Below are 18,873 nucleotides of genomic sequence, written 5' to 3' on the forward strand. Positions count from 1 at the left end.
CGTTTTCGCCGTGAGCGAACGCCTTGCGGCACCTGAGTGAGTACTCACTCAGCTAGTCTGGACACCATGGTGCAGAACCGGCGAGCGCAGCCGTTGTCGGTCGAGGAGCGGCAGTCGATGATCATCGATGCCGTCATCCCGCTGCTCATCGAGCACGGCCGCAGCGTCACCTCGAAGCAGATCGCCGAAGCCGCCTGCGTCGCCGAAGGCACGATCTTCCGGGCGTTCGGCGACAAGGACACCCTGGTCACGGCCGCCATCGAGAAGTATCTCGACCCGGAGCCGCTCCGGCAGGCGCTGCGGTCGATCGACCCCGCGCTTCCGCTCGAGAACAAGGTGCGAGCGATCATCTACCTCATGCGCGAACGCTTCTCGAGCATGTTCCGCATGATTGCCGCCATCGGGGGCGAACGGCCGCCCGTGCCGCACGCGCGCCACGAGTTCCCGGCGATCATCGCCGAGGTCCTCGCACCCGAGGCGGCGATGCTGAACTGGCCGCCCGAGCGTGTCGCGCACATCGTGCGGATGATCAGCGTCGCCTCCTCATTTCCCGCGCTCAACGAAGGCATGGAATTCAGTGTCGACGAACTCGCGCGCGTCGTCCTCTACGGGATCGCCGGGAAACCGGTCGATCCACATGAGACGCTCCCTCCTGCCCTGTCCACCACTGCAACCGCTACGAGCGAGGACCGAACATGCTCCTGAAACTCCTCGGGCGCTTCCTGCGCCCGCATTGGCGACTCCTCGTCGGAGTCGTCTTCTTCCAGCTCGCGCAGTCCCTGCTCTCGCTCTGGTTGCCGACTCTCAACGCCGACATCATCGACAACGGGGTCGTCAAGGGCGACACGAACTACATCCTCTGGGTGGGTGCCGGGATGCTCGGGGTCACGGTCCTGCAGGTCGCGTGCTCGATCACCGCCGTCTACTTCGGGGCGAAAGTCGCGATGCGGGTGGGCCGTGACCTGCGCGGCGCGATCTTCGTCAAGGTCGGCGAGTTCTCCGAACGGGAAGTCTCGGCCTTCGGAGCGCCGTCGCTCATCACGCGGAACACCAACGACGTGCAGCAGGTGCAGATGCTCGTGCTGATGACCTGCACGCTGCTGATCTCGGCGCCGATCCTGGCCGTCGGCGGCATCATCCTGGCACTCCGGCAGGACATCCAGCTGTCCTGGCTGATCGTAGTCAGCGTGCCGGTCCTCCTGATCGCGGTCAGCCTGATCATCGTGCGGATGGTTCCGCAGTTCCGGCTCATGCAGGCCCGGATCGACAAGGTCAACAAGGTGCTGCGCGAGCAGCTCTCCGGCATCCGCGTCGTCCGTGCGTTCGTGCGCGAAGACGTCGAGGTCCGGCGGTTCAAGCAGGCCAACGAGGAGGTCACCGAGACCGCGCTGCGCGCCGGCCGCCTGTTCGCACTGATGTTCCCGATCGTGATGCTGGTGCTGAACGTCTCGAGTGTCGCTGTGATCTGGTTCGGTGCGTTCCGCATCCAGGACGGCTCGATGCAGATCGGGACCCTGACCGCCTTCCTGCAGTACCTGATGCAGATCCTGATGGCGGTCATGATGGCGACGTTCATGGCCGTGCTGATTCCGCGCGCATCCGTGTGCGCGGACCGCATCTCCGAGGTGCTCAACACGGAGTCGACCGTGAAATCGGCCGCGACGCCCGTGAGCGTGCTCGAGACGCACGGGACCGTGGAACTGGTGGATGCGAGCTTCGCCTACCCCGGTGCGGAGCAGCCGGTCCTCAGCGACGTGAGCTTCCTGGCCCGCTCGGGCCGCACGACGGCGATCATCGGCAGCACCGGCGCGGGCAAGACCTCGCTCGTCAACCTGATTCCGCGGTTGTTCGATGCGACCAGCGGCCTCGTCCTGGTCGACGGAGTCGACGTCGCCGAGCTCGAACCCGACCTGCTCTGGTCGCGCATCGGATTGGTGCCGCAGAAGCCGTACCTCTTCTCGGGCACCGTGGCGAGCAACCTCCGCTACGGCAAACCGGACGCGACCGACGACGAATTGTGGGCTGCACTCAGCGTGGCGCAGGCGCGTGACTTCGTCGAAGCGATGCCGGAGCAGCTCGAGGCACCGATCGCACAGGGCGGCACCAACGTTTCGGGCGGCCAGCGGCAGAGGCTCGCCATCGCCCGCGCTCTCGTCAAGCGACCGGAGATCTACGTCTTCGACGACTCGTTCTCGGCGCTCGACGTCGCCACGGATGCGCGGCTGCGGCAGGCGCTGAAGCGCGAGATCGCCGACGCCACGTTCATCATCGTCGCACAGCGGGTGTCGACGATCATCGACGCCGACCAGATCCTCGTGCTCGAGGACGGCCGCATCGTCGGCCGGGGCACGCACGAAGAACTCCTCGAGACCTCCGAGACCTATGCGGAGATCGTCTCGTCCCAGCTCACCGCGGAGGAAGCAGCATGAGCACGACAGAAGAGAAGACCCCGACCCCGCCTCCGCCGGTGCGGCGCGGGCCCGGTGGCGGTGGGCCCTTCGGCGGCATGCAGGGCCCGGTCGAGAAGGCGATGAACTTCGGGCCGAGTGCCAAGCGCCTCGCCGGTCGCCTGTCGCCGGAACGCTGGGGAATCTTCTTCGTGACGATCCTCGGTGTCGTCAGCGTGGCGTTCGCGGTCCTCGGGCCGAAGATCCTCGGCAATGCCATCAACATCGTCGTAGCCGGGGCGATCTCGTCGACGATGCCCAAGGGGCTGACGCAGGAACAGGTCATCGCCGGGCTCCGCGCGTCGGGCCACGGACAACAGGCCGACCTGCTGAGCGGCATGACCCTCACGCCCGGCGCCGGGATCGACTTCCATGCGCTCAGTATGGTGTTGATGGGTGTTCTCGCCCTGTACGTCTTCTCGTCCGTTTTCGCCTACCTGCAGGCGTATGTGCTGAACGGGATCACGCAGCGCACCGTGTACCGCCTGCGTGAAGAGGTCGAGGCGAAGATCAACCGGCTTCCGCTGAAATACTTCGACGGGATGAACCGCGGCGAGCTGCTGAGCCGGGTCACGAACGACATCGACAATATCTCGCAGACGCTGCAGCAGACCCTGAGCCAGTTGCTCACCTCCCTGCTCACCGTGATCGGCGTCGTCGTGATGATGTTCATCGTGTCGCCGCTCCTCGCGCTGATCGCGCTCATCACCATTCCGCTCACGCTCATCGTGACGATGCTGATCGCCCGGCGCTCGCAGAAGCTGTTCGTAGCCCAGTGGAAGCACACGGGCGAACTGAACGGCCAGATCGAGGAGGCCTTCACCGGCCACGCCCTCGTCAAGGTGTTCGGGCGTCACCGCGAGGTGGAGGAGCAGTTCCGGCTGAAGAACGAAGAGATGTACAAGGCGAGCTTCGGAGCGCAGTTCATCTCGGGCATCATCATGCCGGCCATGATGTTCGTCGGGAACCTGATGTACGTGGTCATTGCGGTCGCGGGCGGACTCCAGGTCGCATCCGGTGCGCTGCAGATCGGCGACGTCACCGCGTTCATCCAGTACTCCCGGCAGTTCACCCAGCCGCTCACCCAGCTGGGCTCGATGGCGAACCTCCTTCAGTCCGGCGTCGCGTCGTCTGAGCGCGTCTTCGAGCTGCTGGACGCCGAGGAGCAGTCCGCCGATCCGGCCGCCCCGAAGAGCCCGGTGGGCACCAGGGGGCGCCTCGAGTTCCAGGACGTCTCGTTCCGATACACCGAGGAGACGCCGCTGATCGAGAACCTGTCCCTGGTCGCCCAGCCCGGCCAGACGGTCGCGATCGTCGGCCCGACGGGGGCAGGAAAGACCACGCTCGTCAACCTGATGATGCGGTTCTACGAGATCGACTCCGGCCGCATCACGCTCGACGGTGTCGACATCGCGTCGATGAGACGCGACGATCTTCGGAGCCGGATGGGGATGGTGCTGCAGGACACCTGGCTGTTCGGTGGCACCATCCGCGAGAACATCGCCTACGGGCGACCGGATGCGACCGAGGAAGACATCCTCGACGCTGCCAGGGCGACCTACGTCGACCGCTTCGTTCACTCGCTGCCGGACGGCTACGACACAGTGCTCGACGACGAGGGCTCGAACGTCAGCGCCGGCGAGAAGCAGCTGCTCACGATCGCCCGGGCGTTTCTCGCGCAGCCGAGTGTCCTCATCCTCGACGAGGCGACGAGCTCGGTCGACACCCGCACAGAGCTGCTGGTGCAGAAGGCGATGAGCGCACTGCGCGCCGACCGCACGAGCTTCGTGATCGCGCACCGGCTGTCGACCATCCGTGACGCCGACCTGATCCTCGTCATGGAGTCGGGCCGCATCGTCGAGCAGGGCACGCACTCCGAACTGCTGGCGGCCGGCGGCGCGTACTACAACCTGTACAACTCGCAGTTCGCTGCGGCGATCTCGGAGGACGTCTGATCGGTCAGTGGCCGGTCAGTGGCCGGTCAGCGGCCGGATGAGTCGCGCGGCGACGGAGGGGCGGCGGGTGAGCCGCTCCTCCGTGTCGGCGAACTGCATCCCGACGAGGCCGGCGTTGGCGCCGGCGAACCGGAGCGGTTCCGGCTCCCAGCGGCGCGATCGGTGGTTCACCCACGCCAGTGACGTCAGTTCCGTCGACGCGCCCGTGATCAGGTCGGCCAGGGTCCGTCCGGCGAGGTTGGTGGTGCTCACGCCGTCGCCGACGTAGCCGCCCGCCCACGCCTCCCGGCGTCCCGCGTCGTAGCCGACCGACGCGTGCCAGTCCCGCGGTACGCCGAGCGGGCCGCCCCACTCGTGGGTGATGCGGGCGTCCGCAGCGGCGGGGAACAGGTCGACGAGCGCCTTGCGCAGGTGGTGGGTTACCCGGCCGACGCGATCATAAGCGGGCCTGATGGCGCTCCCGAGGTGATAACGGGCGCCGCGGCCACCGAAGGCGAACCGGTTGTCCGCGGTCCGCTGGCCGTAGATCAGCAGGTGACGGAAGTCGGTGAACGTCTGGCCGTGCTCGATTCCGATGCGGTCCCAGACCTCATCGGACAGGGGCTCCGTCGCGATCATCAGCGAGTAGAGGGGGAGGATTCGTCGTCCGACCTGGGGAAGCGCCGAGCCGTAGCCTTCCGTCGCATTGACGACGGTCGCGGCGCGGACGGTTCGCGGCGTGCCGGCGACCACCGCATCCACTCGGCCGTCCGCCCAGGCGCGCACCTCGGTGCGCTCGTAGATGGTCGCGCCGCGTAGTTCGACCGCGCGGGCGAGACCGCGCACCAGCTTCGCCGGCTGGATGCGGGCGCACTCGGGCGTGAAGGTCGCGGCGATCGCGCTCGGCACCCCGAACCGCTCCCGCACGGTCTCCGTGCCGAGCAGCGACACCTGGTCGACACCGAAGCGTGCGGCCTCGGCGACGTCGGCCCTTGCGCTTTCGAGCTGGACCGCGGAACGCACGAACGCGACGGTGCCGCCGCGTACGAAGTCGCAGTCGATGCCCTCTGCCTCGGCGGCCCGGCCTACCTCGTCGACGGTGTCGACCATGGCCCGGCGCAGCGCCACCGCGGCGTCGAAGCCGTAGCGCGATTCGAGGGCGGATGCCGACAGCGGGAACAACGCGGAGCTCCAGCCGCCGTTCCGCCCGGACGCGCCGAACCCGGCGATGTCCTTCTCCAGGATCGCGATCGACAGCGTCGGATCGGCCTGTTGCAGGTAGTAGGCGGTCCAGAGTCCGGTGAGACCGCCGCCGACGATGCACACGTCGACGGTGACGTCCTCAGCGAGCGACGGGCGGGGCTGCAGGTCATCTGCGCCCGACGCGACGAGCGCATCCATCCAGAAACTGACGCGCCGGTAACCGTCGCTCATCTCACGTCCTCCAGGAAGCCGAACACAGGAGAAGTGGGCTCAAAGCGGCGCCTTGGACCCACTTTTCCTGTGGTGGTGGTTGGTCAGAGTCGCGTCCACGCCTCGGAGAGGACTCCACGGAGGATCTGGCCGATCTCCTTGAACTCCGCCGGTCCGATCGTGAGCGGAGGAGCCAGCTGCACGACGGGGTCGCCACGGTCGTCGGCGCGGCAGTAGAGGCCTGCGTCGAACAGCGCCTTGGAGAGGAACCCTCGGAGCAGGCGCTCTGACTCGTCGTCGTCGAAGGTCTCCTTGGTCGCCTTGTCCTTCACCAGCTCGATGCCGAAGAAGTAGCCGTCGCCGCGGACGTCGCCGACGATGGGCAGGTCGAGGAGCGTCTCGAGCTCCGCTCGGAAGAGCGGCGAGTTCTCGCGCACGCGCTCGTTGAGCTTCTCCTCTTCGAAGATGTCGAGGTTCTCCATCGCGACGGCGGCCGACACCGGGTGACCGCCGAAGGTGTAGCCGTGGTAGAACGACGTGTTGCCGTGCTTGAAGGGCTCGTAGATGCGGTCGCTCACGATCGTGGCGCCGATCGGGGAGTACCCGCTCGTCATCGCCTTGGCGCAGGTGATCATGTCGGGCACATAACCGTACTCGTCGCAGGCGAACATGTGGCCGATGCGGCCGAAGGCGCAGATGACCTCGTCGCTGACCAGGAGCACGTCGTACTTGTCGCAGATCTCGCGCACGCGCTTGAAGTAGCCGGGAGGCGGCGGGAAGCAGCCGCCCGAGTTCTGCACCGGCTCGAGGAACACGGCCGCGACGGTGTCGGGGCCTTCGAACTGGATCATCTCCTCGATGCGGTCGGCCGCCCAGACACCGAAGGCCTCGAGGTCGTCGCCGTGCTCCGGCGCGCGGTAGAAGTTCGTGTTCGGAACGCGGAATCCGCCAGGCGTCAGCGGCTCGAACATCTCCTTCATCGCCGGGATGCCGGTGATGGCGAGGGCGCCCTGCGGCGTGCCGTGGTAGGCGACGGCGCGCGAGATCACCTTGTGCTTGGTCGGCTTGCCCTGCAGCTTCCAGTAGTACTTGGCGAGCTTGAACGCGGTCTCGACCGCTTCTCCGCCGCCGGTCGAGAAGAACACGCGGTTGAGGTCGCCGGGCGCGTAGCTCGCGAGCCGGTCCGCGAGTTCGATGGCGTTCGGATGCGCGTACGACCAGATCGGGAAGAACGCGAGCTGCTCGGCCTGGCGAGCGGCGACCTCGGCAAGGCGCTTGCGGCCGTGGCCGGCATTGACGACGAACAGGCCGGACAGGCCGTCGATGTACTTGCGCCCCTGCGAGTCCCAGATGTGGTGGCCCTCGCCGCGCGTGATGATCGGCACACCGTGCCCGTCTTCCATGACGGACTGGCGCGCGAAGTGCATCCAGAGGTGGTCCTTCGCCTTGGCCTGCAGTTCGGCCTCGGTCGAGGTGGTCGGTGCTTCGGTGGTTGTGCTCATAATTACCGCGTTCCCCAGTTGTAGAACTGTTTGTGGAGTTTCAGATAGACGAACGTCTCTGTCGAGAGCACACCGTCGAGGGTGCGGATCTCCGAGTTCAGCATGGTGATGAGGTCGAGGTCGTTCTCGCACACCACCTCCGCGAGGATGTCGAACGTGCCGGCCGTCAGCACGACGTAGTCGACGGCCGGCATGGCCGCCAGCTTGTCGGCCACGACCCGGGTGTCACCGCTGACACGGACGCCGATCATCGCCTGCCGGTAGAAGCCCAGCTGCATCGGGTCCGTCACGGCGACGATCTGCATCACCCCGGATTCCGTCAGCTTCTGGACGCGCTGGCGCACGGCGGCCTCGCTCAGCCCGACCGCTTTGCCGATCTCCGCGTAGGAGCGTCGGCCGTCGGCCTGGAGTTGCTCGATGATCGCTTTGGACACGTCGTCGATCTGCATCGGCTTGCCCGGCGTCGACGCCCTGAGGGTGCTCATGGGTCGATTCTGTCAGCGAGATCCACCTTCAGCAAGTGATTCCGTATATTTCGACCCATTTCACAGACGAAATCAGTAGACTCGCGGCATGGAAACGCAGGAACTCCGCAATTTCGTCAACGGTGACTACGCCGAATCCCGCGCAACGGAGCGCATCCACCTCATCGACCCGGCGACCGAGAAGGTCTACGGGAGCACACCCGTGTCGACCGAGGCCGATGTCGCTGAAGCGTTCTCGGCCGCTCGCGACGCATTCGAGGTGTGGGGAGAGACCACGCCGGGCGAACGCCAGCTCGCGCTGTTCCGGATCGCGGACGCGATGGAGGCGCGTGCGGAGGAGTTCGCCGATCTCGAATCGCAGGACACCGGAAAGCCCCGGTCCACTCTCGTCGACGACGAGATCCTCCTGTCGGTCGACCAGATCCGTTTCTTCGCCGGCGCCGCTCGGAACCTCGAAGGCCGCAGCGCCGGCGAGTACATGAAGGACCACACGTCGTTCATCCGCCGCGAGCCGATCGGCGTCGTCGGCCAGGTCACGCCCTGGAACTATCCGCTGAACATGGCGGTCTGGAAGTTCGCGCCGGCGATCGCGGCCGGGAACACGACCGTGCTGAAGCCGTCCGACACGACGCCGCAGTCCACGCTCCTTCTCGCCGAGATCATCGCTGAATTCGTCCCGGCCGGGGTCGTCAACGTGATCACGGGGGACCGGACGACCGGTGCGGCGATGACGCAGGACCCGATCCCGCAGATGATCTCGATCACCGGTTCGGTGCGGGCGGGGATGGAGGTGGCACGCGCCGCCTCGTTCGATCTGAAGCGCGTGCATCTGGAGCTCGGCGGCAAGGCGCCCGTCATCGTGTTCGACGACGCCGACATCGACGCGGCCGTCGAGGGCATCGTCGCGGCCGGGTACTTCAACGCGGGCCAGGACTGCACGGCGGCCACGCGGCTGCTCGTCCAGGAGGGCATCCACGACGAGTTCGTCGCCGCCCTGACCGCTTACGCGCGCGAGAATGCGACGACCGGCGCGCCGGACCAGGACGGCATCCTGTTCGGTCCCGTCAACAACGCGAACCAGCTCGCCCAGGTCTCCGGCTTCATCGACCGGCTGCCCGATCACGCGACGGTGCAGCTGGGCGGCCACCGCCAGGGTTCGAGCGGCTACTTCTACGAGGCGACCATCGTGTCGGGCCTCAGACAGGACGACGAGGCGGTGCAGCGCGAGATCTTCGGGCCGGTCCAGACCGTCCAGAAGTTCTCCGACGAGGCGGAGGCGCTGCGGTGGGCGAACGGCGTGCAGTACGGCCTTGCGTCGTCGGTGTGGACGCGCGATCACGGCCGGGCCATGCGCTTCGCGAAGGGCCTCGATTTCGGCTGCGTGTGGATCAACACCCACATCCCGATCGTCGCCGAGATGCCGCACGGTGGATTCCGGCACTCCGGCTACGGCAAGGACCTCTCGATGTACGGATTCGAAGATTACACTCGGATCAAACACGTCATGAGCTACATCGGCTCATAGGCCGCAGCGGATGGAACGCGCGGCCGACCCACGCATCGCCGGCAGCAGGAGGCAGCAGCAGTGACCCCCGGCTACACGCGGTACGCGCCGAGCGCGGGCCGATCGAAGTGGCATTTCGTCTCGGGCCGCACGTTCGTCGCCGTCTTCGACAGCACCGCGAGCGATTCGGTCGTCGATGCGCTCTGGTGGCTCGCGGAATCCGACCTCGCCACGATCGAATCGGTGGTCGGGGCGTTCCCACTCGTCGGGGACGACGCCGTCCGGTCGTTCGCGGCCGCGACGATCGCCGTGCAGCACGAGACGGGGGAAGGGCACGTGACGGCCGTCGTGCGCGGCAGCGCGTGCATCGACGTGTTCTCGGTGGGCGGCTCCCGCCGTTTCTCCGCCCGGGGAACCCAGCCGTGGGTGCTCGCCGAGTTCCGGTCCGTCATCGGCCTGGTGCTCGGTGACGACGACCATCCCACCGGGCCGGTCGCGACGGCGGCCCGTGGGGCGCTTCCGCTCGGGACGGGCGTCGTCGACGGCGAGCTGCTCGTCTGGTCGACGCATCCGATCGAGCGCGTCGACGAACCTGCCGAGGCCGCCCCGCACGCGAGACCACAACCCGAATCGGTCGCACCGGCGCCGGCTGAGGGCGAGACGGACGAGACGGTCATCCGGCCGAAGCGTGTTCCCCCGCCGGTCGTCGACGTGGTCACGGCCGCCATCCCGCTCCCGACGATGAACGACTCGGTGCGCGCCGGGCGCCGAGCCGTACTGGCCCAGGCACCGGATGGGGTCCTCGGATTCCGCGTCGGCTCGGCCGACCCCATCGATCTCGATCTTCCCGTGCTCATCGGCCGCAGCCCGCGGCCTCCGCGGGTGTTCGCCGGCGTCGAGCCGCGGCTCATCGAAGTGGAGTCGCGCCAGCAGCAGGTGTCGTCGACGCATGTCCAGCTGGAGCAGGTGGGCGACACGGTGGTCGTCACCGACCTCCGTTCGACCAACGGCACGTTGGTGTCGTCGCGGGAAGGACTACAGAGCCGGCTGAAACCCGGCGAGTCGATCGTGGTGCTGCCTGGCGCCCGGGTCGACATCGGCGACGGTAATATCATCGAGATCACCCCTGCACGGGATGAACCGTGATGACCTACTCGTCAGGCACGACAACGAGAGGATGCGCGTGACCCAGATCGGTCGCAGCAACAGACGCCACAATGTGGCTGTGCCCGGAGGTTCGGGCGCCCGCGTCGGCCTCGCCTGGGCGGCATTGAGCGACAAGGGATACCGTCGTTCCGTCAACGAGGACAGTCTGCTCGCGCGTTCCCCGATCTTCGCTGTCGCCGACGGCATGGGTGGCCACACGGCCGGTGACTTCGCCAGCACGGCTGTGGTTACCCGCCTCGCCGAGCAGGTCTCGGTCGACTTCGTCCGGGAGGACGCGATCAACGACGCCCTCCGCTCGGCGGTCGACGACATGGGTCGCGGTGTCGGGCACACCGATCTCGGGACGGGGACGACCGTCACCGGTCTTGCGCTGACCCTCGTCGACGGGGCCCCGTACTGGCTCGTGTTCAACATCGGCGACTCGCGGGTGTACAGCTTTCTCGACGGCGTGCTCGAACAGCTGACGATTGATCATTCGATCGTCCAGGAACTGCTCGACGCGGGCGCGATCACGCCGGCGGAGGCAGAGGTGCACCCGCACAGCAACGTGATCACCCGTGCCGTCGGCCTGAATGAAGATCCGGTGCCCGACTACTGGTTCATCCCGATCGTCGCGGGGACGCGCCTGCTGGTCTGCTCCGATGGGCTGACGAAGGAGCTGACCGAGCACGGCATCCGCCATTTCCTGCGGGAGGGCTCGTCCCCCCTCGATGCGGCGCAGCAGCTGATGGATGCGGCGCTCGGCAACGGCGGGCGCGACAACGTGACCGTCGTCGTGGTCGACGTTCTGGAGACGCCGGAGAGCGGCGCACGCGGCGAGGGTTTGTCGCGCCGGGCGGTCCGGAGGCACTGACCCCCCGGCTTTGTCCCCCGAGTTGGGGGTGTTTAAGTTGTCCACAACGGGGATAGGCGCCCCGGACCGTTATCTGCGCCTGCCTAGAATAGGGAAACGTTTGCCGTTCAACCCGTACCGGCGGCGTTGACGGATCCGACACAGGCAGCACGACGTACCGGAGTGCACGACTTCATACGGGAGGCGAAATGGCCAGGCGTCTGCCATCCCAGCCACCGAACCTTCCCGGGTTCTCGTACGTCCGTGTCCTCGGGTCCGGCGGATTCGCCGATGTCTTCCTCTACGAGCAGAACCTCCCTCGCCGCCAGGTGGCCGTGAAGGTCATGCTCGCCGAAGTCGTGACCAGCCAGGTGCGACAGATGTTCCAGGCCGAGGCGAACCTCATGGCCCAGCTGAGCACGCATCCGTCGATCCTCACCGTCTACCAGGCCAGCGTCTCCGCCGACGGGCGCCCGTACCTCGTCATGGAGCTGTGCTCTGCCGCGATCGGCCAGCGCTATCGCACCGAGCCGCTGCCGGTGCCCACGGTGCTCAGCATCGGCATCCGTATCTCCAGCGCCGTCGAGACGGCACACCGCGCCGGTGTGCTCCACCGCGACATCAAGCCCTCCAACATCCTGACCACCGTCTACGGGCATCCCGTGCTCAGCGACTTCGGAATCGCGGCCACCCTCGGTGAAGCGGACGTCACGGAGGCCATCGGGCTCTCGATCCCCTGGTCGGCGCCCGAGGTGCTGCTCGACGAGACGTCGGGCACCATCGCCAGCGAGGTCTGGGCGCTCGGCGCTACCATTTACTCGCTGCTCGCCGGTCGATCGCCCTTCGAGGTTCCCGGCAAAGAGAACACGTCCGCCGAGCTGATCTCCCGCATCACGAGGGGCCGCCCGCAGCCGATCGACCGTGCCGATGTGCCGCCGCGCCTCATCGCCGTGCTCGAGCGAGCGATGTCCAAGAAGCCGAACTCCCGGCAGCACTCGGTCCTCGAACTGATCCGCGAACTGCAGGCGGTCGAGACCGAGCTCGGGCTCGCCCAGACGCCGATCGAAGTGGCCATGGATGACTGGGCGCTCGCGACGGCCGCTGACCCGGAGGACCGCACCCGCATCAAAGGCGTTGTGACGGTCGACCCGGCGGGAACCCGGCGGCGCCGGACGGGAGGCGGAGGATCGACCTCGCGCGCTCCGTCGAGCACCATCGTGCGCGAGACCCTCGGCAGCGCCGATACACCGCCGCAGGCGCCTCCGTCGCGGTGGTCGCGCGCGCTCGTGCTGTCGATCGCAGCGTGCTCGGTGCTGGTGGTGGCGCTCGCCATCACGGCGACACTCGTCCTGGTGCGGGTGGGGTCGAGCAGTGACATCCCCACGGTGCGCGACCTCTCCGGTCAGCTCACCCAGGGAACGGTCGTGTTCACGTGGACCGACCCCGGGCTCCAGCCCGACGACGCCTACCAGGTCGCGGTCGGGGACTCACCGCCGAGCATCCAGCGCGGAACGGAGTTCCGGGTCGACGCCAAACCGGGGGAGCGGGTCTGCGTGACCGTGACCGTCAACCGGGACGGGCGCACCGGCCAGCCCAGCGCGCAGAAATGCGTCGAACGGTCCGGCGGCTCATGATCGGATCGTGGCTCGCAGCGCATAAATCGCTCGTCGCGACAGCGACCAGCGGTACGGCGATCGTCGCACTGGTGACGACGATGGCCGTCGTGTCGAGCGGCTACAGCGCCCAGCGTATGAACCTGGGTGATGCGGCGGTGTGGGTCGCAAGCGGCGCCAAGAAATCGATCGGGCGGGCGAACACGGAGATCGACAGCCTGAACACGGTGGTCCCTGCCACGGGGAGCACGCTCGACGTCGTCCAGGACGGCACCAACGTGCTGCTGGTCGACTCCGAGAGCAATACCGTCGCGGTCGTGGACCCGGCCACGAGCGAGGCGGGCAAGAGCATGCCGCTGCCCCCGCGGAGGCCTTCCGTGCACCTGGCCGGAAACCGGGTCGCGATCACCTCGCAGACGACGGGCCAGGTCTGGCTGACGACCGTCGGCGACCTCTCCAACTTCAATTCCGGTGCTGCGCCCACGCTCGATCTCGGCGGGGCGGCCACGACGACGATGGATGCGTCAGGCGTGCTCTACGCGTTCCTTCCGGACACGGGGGTAGTGCACCGCATCGACACGTCGGGCACCGACACGGTCAGCACGACGGAGCGCGTGCCGCAGGCGGCGCAAGGGGTCGACGACACCATCACGACCGTCGCGGGCCGCTGGGCGCTCCTCGACCCCGATCGGCGCGTCCTGTACCTCCACGGCCGCACCGTCGACCTGGCCCCGATCCTCGGAACGTCGACCGACCCGGTGCTGCAGCAGCCGAGCACCACAGGTGACAGCGTTGCCATCGCGACGTCGACGGGCCTCATCCGCGTTCCTCTCGACGGTTCGCCGCCGGTGCTGCGGGTCAGCGGCCGCTCCGGTCTCCCGGCGCCTCCGATCACGGTCGGCGGATGCACGTACGCGGCCTGGACGGGCGGTTCGAGCTGGTCCGCCTGCTCCGACAGCGCGGCCGGATCGACACGGGCGCTGCCGCAGCTGCCGCCCGGTGCGTCCCTCGCCTTCCGCGCAAACGGACCGCGTGTCGTGCTGAACGACGCGAAGTCGGGTGTGGCCTGGGCGGTGCAGAACGGCAACGCCGTCATCGACAACTGGGATCAGCTCGTCCAGAAGAAGAACAACCAGGAGCAGGTCGACCAGAGCAAACAGGACAGGCCTCCCCAGTATGCGAAGGCGCAGCAGCCGCCTGTGGCGATCAATGACAGCTTCGGCGCGCGGCCGGGGCGCGTCACCCCGCTGCCCGTGCTGCTGAATGACTACGACCCCAACGGGGATGTCCTCGTGATCGACTCGTTCACCGGCATTCCTGCCCAGCAGGGGACCGTCGAGCTGGTCAACAGCGACCAGCAGCTGCAGATCACCCTCCCCGAGAACGCCACGGGGCGGATCTCGTTCCAGTACACGATCTCCGACGGTCACGGCGGGAGTGCGTCGGCCACGGTGACGGTCACCGTGCGGCTGCCCGACGAGAACTCGCCACCTGTGTGCACGCGCACCGCGAAGGCGGTCGTGCAGTCCGGCGGCCGGGTGACCAGCCAGGTCCTCGGCAACTGCTACGACCCCGACGGCGACGCGTTCTTCCTCGCGTCGGCCACCGTGCCCGCACCGGATGCCGTCACCTTCACCCCGCAGGGCTCGGTCGCGTACTCCGACAAGGGCAGGGGCGGGACGCTCAAGGACGTCTCGCTCGTCGTCTCCGACTCGAGGGCCGACGGCACGGGGACGCTGTCGGTGACGGTACGCTCGCCCGGCTCGGTGCCGATCATCGCCGATCCCTTCGCCGTGCTCGCCTACCAGGGCCAGGAGGTGACGATCTCCCCGCTCCTCCATGTGCGCGGTGGCACCGGAACGGTCCGGCTCAGCAACGTGCCCGCCAAAGCGGACTCGACGATCACCCCCGACTTCCAGGGTGGGACGTTCCGCTTCACCAGCGATCAGGTGGGAACGCACAACCTCGAATACGCCGTCACCGACGGTGTGCTCACCGCCACAGGTTCGATCCGCATCGACGTCAAGGCGCCGCCCGGCGCCAAGACCCAGCCGGTGGCGGTGCCGCACACCGCGTTCATCCGCGAGCAGACGACCCAGTCGGTCGACGTGCTGGCCACCGACTTCGACCCGTCGGGCGGCGTGCTCCTGATCACGGCCGTGACTCCACCGCCCGCCGCCACCGGGGTGCGTGTCGAGATCCTCGGCCAGCGCACCCTCCGTGTGACACTGAACCGCCCGCTCGACGTTCCGGTGAACTTCCACTACCGCATCAGCAACGGCCTCGCCGAGACCGAAGGCACGGTGACGGTGGTCATGCTGCCGCCACTGACGATCCACCAGCCGCCGATCGCGAACCCAGACACGGTCTCGGTTCGGGTCGGCGACGTGGCCGACATCCCTGTCCTGGCCAACGACGTGCAGCCCGACGGCGACAAGCTCACACTGGATCCGACGCTGGCATCGCCGCTGCCGGCCGGCGCGGGCCTGCTGTTCGCCTCGGGAAACCAGTTGCGCTACCTGGCGCCGTCGAAGCCGGGTAACTTCACCGCGGTCTACCGGGTCACGGGCGAGGACGGCCAGTGGGCGACCGCCGAAGTCAGCATCTCGGTCCGCGAGCGAGACGCGGCGACGAACAATCCGCCGGTGCCGAAGACCGCGACGGCCCGCGTCCTCTCCGGCGACACCGTGCGCATCACCATCCCGCTGTCGGGGATCGACCCCGACGGCGACTCCGTTCAGCTCATCGGACAGGAGACCAACCCCCAGAAGGGCGCCGTCATCGCCTCGGGCCCCGACTGGATGGACTACCAGGCCGGGGAGTACTCCGCCGGAACGGACACGTTCACCTATGCGGTGGTGGATGCGCTCGGCGCGCGCGCGACAGGCGTCATCAGGGTCGGCATCGCGCCGCGGATCGACGGCGCGCGCAACCCGGTCGCCGTCGAGGACGACGTGACCGTGCGCCCGGGCAAGACCCTCTCCATCCAGGTCCTGGCCAATGACTCCGACCCCGACGGCAGCCCCCTGTCGATCACGAAGGTCACCTCGCTGGACGGCAAGGCGACGGCCAAGATCGTCGGCAGCATCGTGACGGTGAAGGCTCCGAAGACCGAGGGCGTCACGAGCTTCTTCTACACGATCCAGAACGAGCGCGGGGGCACGAGCGAGAACTTCATCAGGGTGACGGTGAGCAAGGATGCGCCCCTCGCGCGGCCTGTCGCCAGCGACACTGTTCTCGGGCTCTCCGACATCCTCGGCAAGCGCACCGTGTCGGTGAACGTGCTCGCCAACGTCTTCTTCGCGGACGGGCCGGTGGGCAGTCTCAAGCTCAGCGTCGTCCCGGGGTACGGCAACAACGCCGAGGTGACCTCGGGCAAGCGCATCCGCATCGCCATCACGGCGAAGAGCCAGATCATCCCCTTCAGGGTCGCCCACCCGGACGACGACAAGATCGCCGCGTACGCGTTCGTGCGCGTGCCCGGGTACGACGACGCGCTGCCCCAGCTGAAGCGGGGTGCGCCGAAACTGAGCGTGCCGAGCGAGAAGCAGCTGACGATCCACCTGAACGACTACATCGTGGCGGTCGGCAACCGCAAGGTGCGGCTGACGGATGCAGCCACCGTGCGTGCAACACACGCGAACGGCGACGATCTCGTGGTCAACAACGACACCCTCCAGTTCACCAGCGAGGCACGCTACTTCGGCACCGCCTCGATCTCGTTCCAGGTGACGGACGGGTCGAGCGACAACGACCCCAACGCCAACGTCGCGACCATCGTGCTGCCCATCACGGTGACGCCGCGACAGAACCAGCCGCCCGTGTTCACCGGTGCCCTCATCGACTTCGAACCGGGTCAGTCGAAGACGATCAACCTGGCGAAGCTGACCAGCTACCCGTACGCGAAAGACCAGAACGAGCTCGTCTACACTGTCCAGGAGCCTAAGCCCGCCGGCGTGAACCTGAGCCTCGACGGGCAGAAGCTGACGATCGCTGTCGATGCGAACACGCCCAAGGGAGCGCATCCGTCGATCTCCGTCGGCGTGAAGGATGCGATCAACGCCGGCCAGGCGGGGAGGATCGACCTCAACGTCGTCCCGTCGACGCGGCCGCTCGCCAGCCCGGCGGCCGACCGGGTGATCGCGCCGAGAGGCAAGACGACGACGGTCGACGTGCTGGCCAACGACAACGCGACCAATCCGTTCCCCGACAAGCCGCTCAAGGTCATCGGAGTGCGCGGGCTCACCAGTTCGAACCTTCCTGCAGGGGTCACCATCGCGCCGAGTGCGGACAAGAGCACACTGAGCGTGACGGTCTCGCCCACGGCGGCCCCGGTGGACACCACGCTGCAGTACGAAGTGTCGGATGCGACGGGCGACCCCGCCCGCTACGCCTGGGGCACGGTCACCGTCTCGGTGCAGGATCGCCCCGCCCCCGTGTCGAACGTGCAGGTGACGACGTTCGCCGACCGGGCGCTGACGCTGTCCTGGATCCCCGGGGCGTACAACAACTCGCCGATCCTCGGCTACGACCTCACGGTGACCCGCGCCGACAACGGCCAGGTCTTCGGGGTGACCACCTGCGTGAGCACGACCTGCACCGTTCCGACGCCGGGCAACGGGCCGGACAACGCCGTCCACATCACCGTCGCCGCGCGAAATGCTCTCGGGCTCTCCGACCCGGTTCCGTACACCGACGCCGTCTGGTCCGACCTCGTACCGACGGCCCCCGCCAACGTGTCGACCACCCCGCTCGACCACGGACTGCGCTTCACCTGGACCAAGCCGGCGGACGCCTCCGGCGCGAGCCCGATCACGTCCTATCTTCTGACACTCGGCAGTGTGACGGCATCGCTCTCGGTCTCCGGTAAAGACGGGGTGGGCACGGCATACTCCCTCAACCTCACCGACGCGGGAGTCTCGAACGGTGCGAGCGTCCCGATCAGCATCGCTTCGCGGAACGACTTCTACGCAGGCAGGACGACCTGGAACCAGACGACGGGAAGCGGTGTGCCGGCCGGTGCTCCCATCGCCACCGGCGCCGTTCCGGTGGCATCCCCGAGCAGGAGCGACGGCCGCTCGGCCACGTTCAGCTGGGGCGGGGCCTTCGCCGACAACGGCCGCGCCATCCAGTCCTACTTCGCAGGCGTGTACGAGGGGAACAACGCGCCGTCCTGCACGGTCACCGGCGTCGAGAACGGCCAGCCCGTGCTCACGGTGGACAACCTCGGACCACGGTTCAAGCAGGTCGACGGGAGCTCGGTCGACTTCTCCGGGCTCAGCCCCAACCACACGTACTCCTTCATCGTGTACGCCTACAACGGGCAGGGATGCACGGCCGCCCCGGTCGTCCAGGCGGTTCCGCGGCTCGCCCCCGGGACACCCACCGACGCCCAGACCTCGCCGCCCACCGACGACGGCACAGGGCTGTTCGACTTCACGCTCACCGGGGTCACCTACCGGGCGGGCGGCGGCACCAATGGAAGCGTCGTGAACTACGTATTGACCGGCAACGGCGTGAACGAGTCGGGGCAGCTCGGGCTCGGCGGCGGGGTGCTCGCGCCCGCGGGGACCCGTCACTACGGCGTCTCGCTCACTCTTCACGTGCAGGTGTGCGACCTGTACCCCGGCTCCGACCCGATCTGCAGCGGCACGTTCCAGGAGCCGCTCGGCACGCCCGTCAGCACACAACTCAGCGGGGCACGCTACGACCCGGTCGCGCGCACCTTCAGCTGGACCGGATGGCCGACCGGCGCGTACGACTATGTGCGGTTCAGCTGCGACGGGGGCGCCACCCGCACCGACATGCCCGCCGTCGGCCAGACCCCGACGTGCACCGTCACGCCGATCGAGACCAACCCGACGCTGATCGTGTACGTCGGAGTCCCCGGTGTCTCGACCCCGTACGAACACAGCTGGAGGAGTGCCGACCTTGGATAGCCCCTCGCCCACCATACTGATGAATGGAACGCCGCCG

11 protein-coding genes are annotated in these 18,873 nt (G+C 67.8%); 8 read left to right on the forward strand and 3 right to left on the reverse strand.

All coding sequences use genetic code 11. The features are described 5' to 3' along the window. The first annotated feature begins 66 nt into the window (after positions 1-66). From G3T36_RS16155 to G3T36_RS16165, 3 genes are read left to right on the forward strand one after another with little or no spacing between them, the layout of a single operon-like run. Positions 67-705, forward strand: coding sequence for a TetR/AcrR family transcriptional regulator (locus G3T36_RS16155; protein ID WP_240148601.1), 639 nt, complete (start codon positions 67-69; stop codon positions 703-705). Next, a complete protein-coding gene (locus G3T36_RS16160) occupies positions 696-2,429 on the forward strand; it encodes an ABC transporter ATP-binding protein (RefSeq protein WP_163290858.1) in 1,734 nt (577 codons plus the stop codon). The genes G3T36_RS16155 and G3T36_RS16160 overlap by 10 nt, the downstream gene beginning before the upstream one ends. Then, entirely contained in the window at positions 2,426-4,402 is a 1,977-nt protein-coding gene (locus tag G3T36_RS16165) for an ABC transporter ATP-binding protein (RefSeq protein ID WP_163290859.1), read from the forward strand. Before G3T36_RS16160 ends, G3T36_RS16165 begins: the two co-directional genes overlap by 4 nt. A gap of 15 nt (positions 4,403-4,417) precedes the next feature. Here the strand turns inward: G3T36_RS16165 and G3T36_RS16170 are convergent, their stop codons facing one another. The 3 genes from G3T36_RS16170 to G3T36_RS16180 all read right to left on the reverse strand — a co-directional run bounded on the left by G3T36_RS16170 (position 4,418) and on the right by G3T36_RS16180 (position 7,781). Beyond that, positions 4,418-5,815 (reverse strand): NAD(P)/FAD-dependent oxidoreductase, encoded by a 1,398-nt coding sequence (locus G3T36_RS16170; protein ID WP_163290860.1) that lies wholly within the window; start codon positions 5,813-5,815, stop codon positions 4,418-4,420. A gap of 83 nt (positions 5,816-5,898) precedes the next feature. After that, complete coding sequence (locus G3T36_RS16175; RefSeq protein ID WP_163290861.1) at positions 5,899-7,296, reverse strand: aspartate aminotransferase family protein; 1,398 nt, start codon at positions 7,294-7,296, stop codon at positions 5,899-5,901. 2 nt (positions 7,297-7,298) lie between these two features. Then, positions 7,299-7,781 (reverse strand): Lrp/AsnC family transcriptional regulator, encoded by a 483-nt coding sequence (locus tag G3T36_RS16180; RefSeq protein WP_163290862.1) that lies wholly within the window; start codon positions 7,779-7,781, stop codon positions 7,299-7,301. An 88-nt stretch (positions 7,782-7,869) separates the two neighbouring features. Between G3T36_RS16180 and G3T36_RS16185 the strand changes: the two genes are divergently transcribed. The 5 genes from G3T36_RS16185 to G3T36_RS16205 all read left to right on the forward strand — a co-directional run bounded on the left by G3T36_RS16185 (position 7,870) and on the right by G3T36_RS16205 (position 18,836). Further along, entirely contained in the window at positions 7,870-9,306 is a 1,437-nt protein-coding gene (locus G3T36_RS16185; RefSeq protein ID WP_163290863.1) for a gamma-aminobutyraldehyde dehydrogenase, read from the forward strand. Between the two features lie 60 nt (positions 9,307-9,366). Further along, positions 9,367-10,431 carry an FHA domain-containing protein gene (locus G3T36_RS20185; protein WP_163290864.1) on the forward strand — a complete coding sequence of 355 codons (1,065 nt, stop codon included), beginning with the start codon at positions 9,367-9,369 and terminating at the stop codon, positions 10,429-10,431. A 37-nt stretch (positions 10,432-10,468) separates the two neighbouring features. Further along, entirely contained in the window at positions 10,469-11,305 is an 837-nt protein-coding gene (locus tag G3T36_RS16195) for a protein phosphatase 2C domain-containing protein (protein WP_163290865.1), read from the forward strand. A 188-nt stretch (positions 11,306-11,493) separates the two neighbouring features. Beyond that, complete coding sequence (locus G3T36_RS16200; RefSeq protein ID WP_163290866.1) at positions 11,494-12,918, forward strand: serine/threonine-protein kinase; 1,425 nt, start codon at positions 11,494-11,496, stop codon at positions 12,916-12,918. Then, a complete protein-coding gene (locus tag G3T36_RS16205; RefSeq protein WP_240148602.1) occupies positions 12,891-18,836 on the forward strand; it encodes an Ig-like domain-containing protein in 5,946 nt (1,981 codons plus the stop codon). Before G3T36_RS16200 ends, G3T36_RS16205 begins: the two co-directional genes overlap by 28 nt. Positions 18,837-18,873 lie beyond the last annotated feature (37 nt).

It is taken from the genome of Leifsonia tongyongensis, assembly GCF_010686705.1.
Classification (GTDB): Bacteria; Actinomycetota; Actinomycetes; order Actinomycetales; family Microbacteriaceae; genus Diaminobutyricibacter; species Diaminobutyricibacter tongyongensis.

What these genes read in the sequence shown, in the direction of transcription:
- G3T36_RS16180 (WP_163290862.1), bottom strand. Translation starts at nt 7,781, where the DNA reads ATGAGCACCCTCAGGGCGTCGACGCCGGGCAAGCCGATGCAGATCGAC.
- G3T36_RS16185 (WP_163290863.1), top strand. Translation starts at nt 7,870, where the DNA reads ATGGAAACGCAGGAACTCCGCAATTTCGTCAACGGTGACTACGCCGAA.
- G3T36_RS16160 (WP_163290858.1), top strand. Translation starts at nt 696, where the DNA reads ATGCTCCTGAAACTCCTCGGGCGCTTCCTGCGCCCGCATTGGCGACTC.
- G3T36_RS16165 (WP_163290859.1), top strand. Translation starts at nt 2,426, where the DNA reads ATGAGCACGACAGAAGAGAAGACCCCGACCCCGCCTCCGCCGGTGCGG.
- G3T36_RS16170 (WP_163290860.1), bottom strand. Translation starts at nt 5,815, where the DNA reads ATGAGCGACGGTTACCGGCGCGTCAGTTTCTGGATGGATGCGCTCGTC.
- G3T36_RS16200 (WP_163290866.1), top strand. Translation starts at nt 11,494, where the DNA reads ATGGCCAGGCGTCTGCCATCCCAGCCACCGAACCTTCCCGGGTTCTCG.
- G3T36_RS16155 (WP_240148601.1), top strand. Translation starts at nt 67, where the DNA reads ATGGTGCAGAACCGGCGAGCGCAGCCGTTGTCGGTCGAGGAGCGGCAG.
- G3T36_RS16205 (WP_240148602.1), top strand. Translation starts at nt 12,891, where the DNA reads ATGCGTCGAACGGTCCGGCGGCTCATGATCGGATCGTGGCTCGCAGCG.
- G3T36_RS16175 (WP_163290861.1), bottom strand. Translation starts at nt 7,296, where the DNA reads ATGAGCACAACCACCGAAGCACCGACCACCTCGACCGAGGCCGAACTG.